The organism is Kineococcus glutinatus, assembly GCF_039542765.1.
Taxonomy (GTDB): Bacteria; Actinomycetota; Actinomycetes; order Actinomycetales; family Kineococcaceae; genus Kineococcus_A; species Kineococcus_A glutinatus.
The window spans coordinates 1-5,321 of the sequence record NZ_BAABIL010000229.1; the positions used below are offsets into that span (position 1 = coordinate 1).

Below are 5,321 nucleotides of genomic sequence, written 5' to 3' on the forward strand. Positions count from 1 at the left end.
CGGCGACCCGGACGGCGACCCCCGCCCCGGTGGTGCAGCGCCCCGACGGTTCCGTCGCGTTCACCCGCGCCGGCCGCACGCACGTCGTGCGCGGGGCGATCCTGGCCCGCTACCGGGCCGCGGGCGCGCAGACCGGCGCCCTGGGGTGGCCGACGAGCAGCGAGGTGTCGCTGACCGGTGGTGCGGTCACGACGTTCGAGCGCGGGGCCGTCTACTGGAGCCCGGCCACGGGCGCGCAGGTCGTGCTCGGCGCCGTCCGCGACACCTGGACCCGCCTGGGTGCCGAGCGGTCCCCGCTGGGGTTCCCCCGCGGTGAGGAGGTGCGGGTCCGCGACGGGGGCGTCGTGCAGGCGTTCACCGGCGGTCTGGTGCTCTGGCACCCGGCCACGGGCGCCCACGAGGTGCGCGGCGCGATCCTCGAGCGCTACCTCGCCGAGGGCCGGGAGGGCTCGTCCCTCGGGTTCCCCACCACGGGTGAGATCGCGATCCGCGGCGGTGCCTTCACCGCCCTGCAGGGCGGAGCGGTGTACTGGTCGCCGGCGACCGGGGCGCACGTGGTGCGCGGGGCGATCCGCGAGGCGTGGGCGCGGCTCGGCTGGGAGGGCTCCGCGCTCGGGTACCCGACCTCCGAGGAGGTCCTCGTCCCCGGGGGCGTGCGGCAGGACTACCAGGGCGGCTCGCTCACCTACCGGTGGGACTCGCGCGCGGTGACCGTCGCGGTGCGCTGACCCGGCGCTCACCGACCCGCCCGGGTCGGGCGCGGGTCAGCCGCCGCCCGTCCCGGCCGTGCCGCCCAGCGCGCTGGTGGCCACCCGCAGGTCGGCCACCAGCGCGTCGTAGGCCTCCGGGCGCTGCTCCTCGGGCACCCGCAGCACCGCCGAGGGGTGGATGGTGCCCAGGAACGTCTTCTCCCCGCGGGAGGTGGCCAGGCGGATGAGCTGCCCGCGGTGCCTGGTGACGCGGAAGTCCTTCGGCAGCAGCGCGCGGGCCGCCGTCGCGCCGAGGCAGACGACGACGTCGGGGTCCACCCGCGCCAGCTCGGCGGCCAGCCACGGCCTGCAGGCGCTGACGTGGGCGAGGTCGGGGGAGGCGTGGATGCGCCGCGCGCCGGGGGCGGCCTGGCTGAAGCGGAAGTGCTTCACGGCGTTCGTGACGTAGACGTCACCCCGGCTGATCCCGGCCTCCTCGAGGGCCCGCTGCAGCAGCCGCCCGGCCGGCCCGACGAACGGGACGCCGCGGCGGTCCTCCTGGTCACCGGGCTGCTCGCCGACGAGGGCCATGCGTGCGGTCGGCGAGCCGGCGGAGAACACCACCTGGGTGGCGGGCTCCCACAGCTCGCAGCCGCGGCACCCCTGCGCCGCGCGCGCCAGCTCCGCCACGTCGGCGCCCGCCGTGACCCAGCGCTGCGCCCCGGGGCGCTCCGGTGTCGTCCCCGCTGCGCCGCCCGCGTCGGTCCTCGTCACCGGGTCAGTCCTAGCGGGTGCACCCCGGTCCCGCCAGCGCGGGGGCGGGACGCGGGACGGTGCGGTCTGCCAGGATAGATACATCATGGATGCAGCTCGTGCCGATGTCCTCCCGCTGGCCACCCCACCCCCGCCGGGCCCTCCGGCGGCCGCCGACCGCGTCTACGCCACCGTCAAGGCCGCGATCCTCGACCGATCCCTGCCCGGCGGTGAGCTGCTCACCGAGGGCGACATCGCCGAGCGCATCGGCGTCTCCCGGACCCCCGTGCGCGAGGGCCTGCTGCGGCTGGAGGCCGAAGGGCTGCTCAAGCTCATCCCCAAGCGCGGCGCCCTCGTCGTGCCCGTCTCCCCCGAGGAGGTCGAGGACGTCCTCGAGGCGCGCGAGCTCGTCGAGGTGCACTGCGCCGCCGGCGCCTGGCCGCACCGGCAGCGCTTCACCGACGAGCTCGCCGCCCACCTGGGCGCCATGCGCGCCGCCGCCGCCGAGCACGACGCCTGGGCCTTCATGACCGCCGACCGCGCCTTCCACGCCACCGTCGTCACCGCCGCCGGCAACGCCGTCCTCACCCGCTTCTACGACAGCCTGCGCGACCGGCAGATGCGGATGGGCATGGCCCGGATGGCGGACGACCCCGGCCGGATGGATCTGGCGCTGGCCGAGCACGCCGCCCTGCTCGCCGCCGCCCGCGACGGCGACGAGACCTCCTGGCGCCGCCTCACCGGCGAGCACGTCCGCGGTGCCGGCGCCCGGCTGCGGAGCACCCGGTGAACGCCCGCACCCCCGCCGGCGACCGGCCCACCGCCCCGCCCGGTGCCCACCTCGTGCTCGCCGTCGGCGTCCTCGGCTACGGGCTCGCCGTCCTCGACCGCACCTCCCTCGGGGTGGCCGGCATCGAGGCCGCCGACCGCTTCGGCATCGGCGCGGGGTCGCTGTCCAGCTTCGCGGTGCTGCAGCTGCTCGTGTACGCCGCGCTGCAGGTGCCCGTCGGCGTCCTCATCGACCGCTGGGGCGCCCGCACCATGGTCGTGCTCGGCGGGGCGCTCATGGCCAGCGGGCAGCTCGTGCTCGCCCTCGCCGCCCACGTCGAGGTCGCCGTCGCCGCCCGCGTCCTCCTCGGCGCCGGCGACGCCATGACCTTCGTCAGCGTGCTGCGCATCGTCTCCGCCTGGTTCCCGCCGGCCCGGGTGCCCGTCCTCACCCAGGTCGTCGGCCTCATCGGGCAGCTGGGGCAGATCGCCAGCGTCTTCCCCCTCGTGGCGCTGCTGCACGCCCGCGGCTGGACCACCGCCTACGCCGCCGCCGCGGGGCTCACCGCCCTCGGCGCCGTCCTCAGCTGGCTGGTGCTGCGCGACGCACCGCCGGGGGTGCGCCCGCCGCGCTCCGCCAAGCCGCTGCGGCTGGTGCTGGCCGACGTGCGCGGCGCCTGGCGCACGCCGGGCACCCGCCTGGGGCTGGCCTCGCACTTCGCCACCCCCTTCGCGGGCACCGCCTTCGCGCTGCTGTGGGGCTACCCGTTCCTCGTCTCCGGCCAGGGGCTCAGCCCGGCCGCGGCCAGCGCCCTGCTCACCGCCTACGTCTGCGCCGGCGCCCTCGGCGGGCCGCTGCTCGGGGCGCTCGTCGGGCGCCACCCGCTGCGCCGCTCCTGGCTGGTGCTCGGCATGGTCGCCGTGCAGGCGCTGGCCTGGGCGGTGGTGCTGGCCTGGCCGGGGGCCGCGCCGCTGCCGCTGCTGGTCCTGCTGGTGCTGGCGCTGGCCGCGGGCGGGCCCGCCTCGATGATCGGCTTCGACTACGCGCGCACCTCCAACCCGCCCGAGCGCCTCGGCAGCGCCACGGGCATCGTCAACGTCGGCGGCTTCGCCTCGGGCCTGCTGACGATCCTGCTCATCGGGGTGCTGCTCGACGTGCAGGGCGCGGGTACGCCGGACACCTACACGCTGGAGGCGTTCAAGGTGGCGATGGCGGTGCACTTCCCGCTGTGGGGCGTCGGCCTCGTCGCGGTCCTGCGCGCGCGCGTCCGCACGCGGCGCCAGCTCGCCGCCGAGCACGGGGTCGTCGTGCCCCCCATCACGCACGCCATCCGCCGGGAGCTGGCCGCCCGGCGGGCCCGCGGCTGACCGCCCGCCGGGTGCCGTCCTCACGGCCCGCCGCCCCCGCCGCCGCACAGCGGGGGCAGCGGGCTGTGAGGAACCGGTAACCCCGGCCGTTCCCCCGGCAACATCCGCGTGGCAGGCTGCGCGCCGTGACCAACGAGACCCCCACCGCGCAGATCGGCGTCACCGGACTGGCCACGATGGGCCGCAACCTCGCGCGCAACATCGCCCGCCACGGCTACGTCACCGCCGTCCACAACCGCAGCGACGCGAAGACGAAGGCGCTCGTCGAGGAGTTCGGCCACGAGGGCACCTTCGTCCCCGGCTACTCCGCCGAGGAGTTCGTGGCGTCCCTGACCAGCCCCCGCACCATCATCATCATGGTCAAGGCCGGTGCCCCCACCGACGCCGTCATCGACGAGCTGGCCCCGCTGCTGTCCGAGGGCGACATCCTCGTCGACGGCGGCAACGCGCACTTCGCCGACACCCGCCGCCGCGAGGCCGCGCTGCGCGAGCGCGGCATCCACTTCGCCGGCGTCGGCGTCTCCGGCGGCGAGGAGGGCGCGCTGCTCGGGCCGAGCATCATGCCCGGCGGCTCCGAGCACGCCTACGCCAAGCTCGGCCCGATCCTGGCCGACATCGCGGTCGACGTCGACGGCACCCCGTGCAGCACCCACGTCGGCCCCGACGGTGCCGGGCACTTCGTCAAGATGGTCCACAACGGCATCGAGTACGCCGACATGCAGCTCATCGCCGAGGCCTACGACCTGCTGCGCCACGGCCTCGGGCGCACCCCCGCCCAGCTCGCGGAGGTCTTCGAGTCCTGGAACTCCGGCGACCTGGAGTCCTTCCTCATCGAGATCACCGCCCGCGTGCTGCGCCAGGACGACCCCACCACCCCCGGGCGCCCGCTCGTCGACGTCATCGTCGACGAGGCCGAGCAGAAGGGCACCGGCCGCTGGACCGTGCAGACCGCCCTGGACCTGGGCACCCCCGTCTCCGGCATCGCCGAGGCCGTCTTCGCCCGCGCGCTGTCCGGCTCCTCCGCCCAGCGCAAGGCGGCGCAGGGCGTCCTGCCCGGCCCGGCCGAGGTGCCCGCCGACGCCGAGGCCGGCGGGGCGAGGGTGGGCGAGCCCGGCGGTGAGGAGGGCGCCGGCGGGTTCGTGGACGCCGCCGACGCCGAGTCCTTCATCGACGACGTGCGCGCGGCCCTGTACGCCTCCAAGGTCGTCGCCTACGCCCAGGGCTTCGACATGATCCGCGCCGGCAGCACCGAGTACGGCTGGGGGATCGACCCCGGCGCCATGGCCACCATCTGGCGCGGCGGCTGCATCATCCGCGCCAGGTTCCTCGACCGGATCCGCGAGGCCTACGAGAAGCAGCCCGACCTGCCCTCGCTGCTGGTGGACCCCTACTTCGCCGACGCCGTCGCCAGGGGCCAGGAGGCCTGGCGCCGCGTCGTGGTGCAGTCGGTGACCGCGGGCATCCCCGCCCCCGGCTTCTCCTCCTCGCTGGCCTACTACGACGGCCTGCGCCGCGAGCGCTCCTCCGCCGCCCTCGTGCAGGGCCAGCGCGACCTGTTCGGCGCGCACACCTACCGCCGCGTCGACCGGCCCGGCTCCTTCCACGTCGAGTGGGGCGGGGACCTGTCGGAGTCGCAGACCGCCTGAGGGCGGCGGGGTGCCCGGGACCGCTCAGCGCGGCGCCCGGGCACCCTCCCGCTCGGCGGGGTCGCCGGCCACCGCCCGCTCGCGGCGGCGCCGGCGC

The 5,321-nt window shown here is 76.7% G+C and carries 5 protein-coding genes; 4 read left to right on the plus strand and 1 reads right to left on the minus strand.

The annotated features are described in order from the left end of the window. A partial coding sequence (locus ABEB16_RS09725) for an LGFP repeat-containing protein (protein WP_425560152.1) occupies positions 1-728 on the plus strand: 728 nt, incomplete at its 5' end. Between the two features lie 36 nt (positions 729-764). On the opposite strand, the gene ABEB16_RS09730 is transcribed toward ABEB16_RS09725, so the two are convergent. Continuing rightward, on the minus strand, positions 765-1,463 hold the full coding sequence (locus ABEB16_RS09730; RefSeq protein ID WP_345712059.1) for a UdgX family uracil-DNA binding protein: 699 nt from the start codon (positions 1,461-1,463) through the stop codon (positions 765-767). A gap of 85 nt (positions 1,464-1,548) precedes the next feature. Here ABEB16_RS09730 and ABEB16_RS09735 point away from each other — a divergent pair, with 85 nt between their 5' ends. The 3 genes from ABEB16_RS09735 (at position 1,549) to gndA (ending at position 5,224) form a co-directional block, all read left to right on the plus strand. Then, positions 1,549-2,232, plus strand: coding sequence for a GntR family transcriptional regulator (locus ABEB16_RS09735; RefSeq protein WP_345712060.1), 684 nt, complete (start codon positions 1,549-1,551; stop codon positions 2,230-2,232). Beyond that, positions 2,229-3,578: an MFS transporter gene (locus ABEB16_RS09740; RefSeq protein WP_345712061.1), complete on the plus strand. Its 1,350-nt coding sequence runs from the start codon at positions 2,229-2,231 to the stop codon at positions 3,576-3,578. Before ABEB16_RS09735 ends, ABEB16_RS09740 begins: the two co-directional genes overlap by 4 nt. Before the next feature lie 176 nt (positions 3,579-3,754). Continuing rightward, a complete protein-coding gene (gene gndA, locus ABEB16_RS09745; RefSeq protein WP_425560153.1) occupies positions 3,755-5,224 on the plus strand; it encodes an NADP-dependent phosphogluconate dehydrogenase in 1,470 nt (489 codons plus the stop codon). The last annotated feature ends 97 nt before the right edge of the window (positions 5,225-5,321 follow it).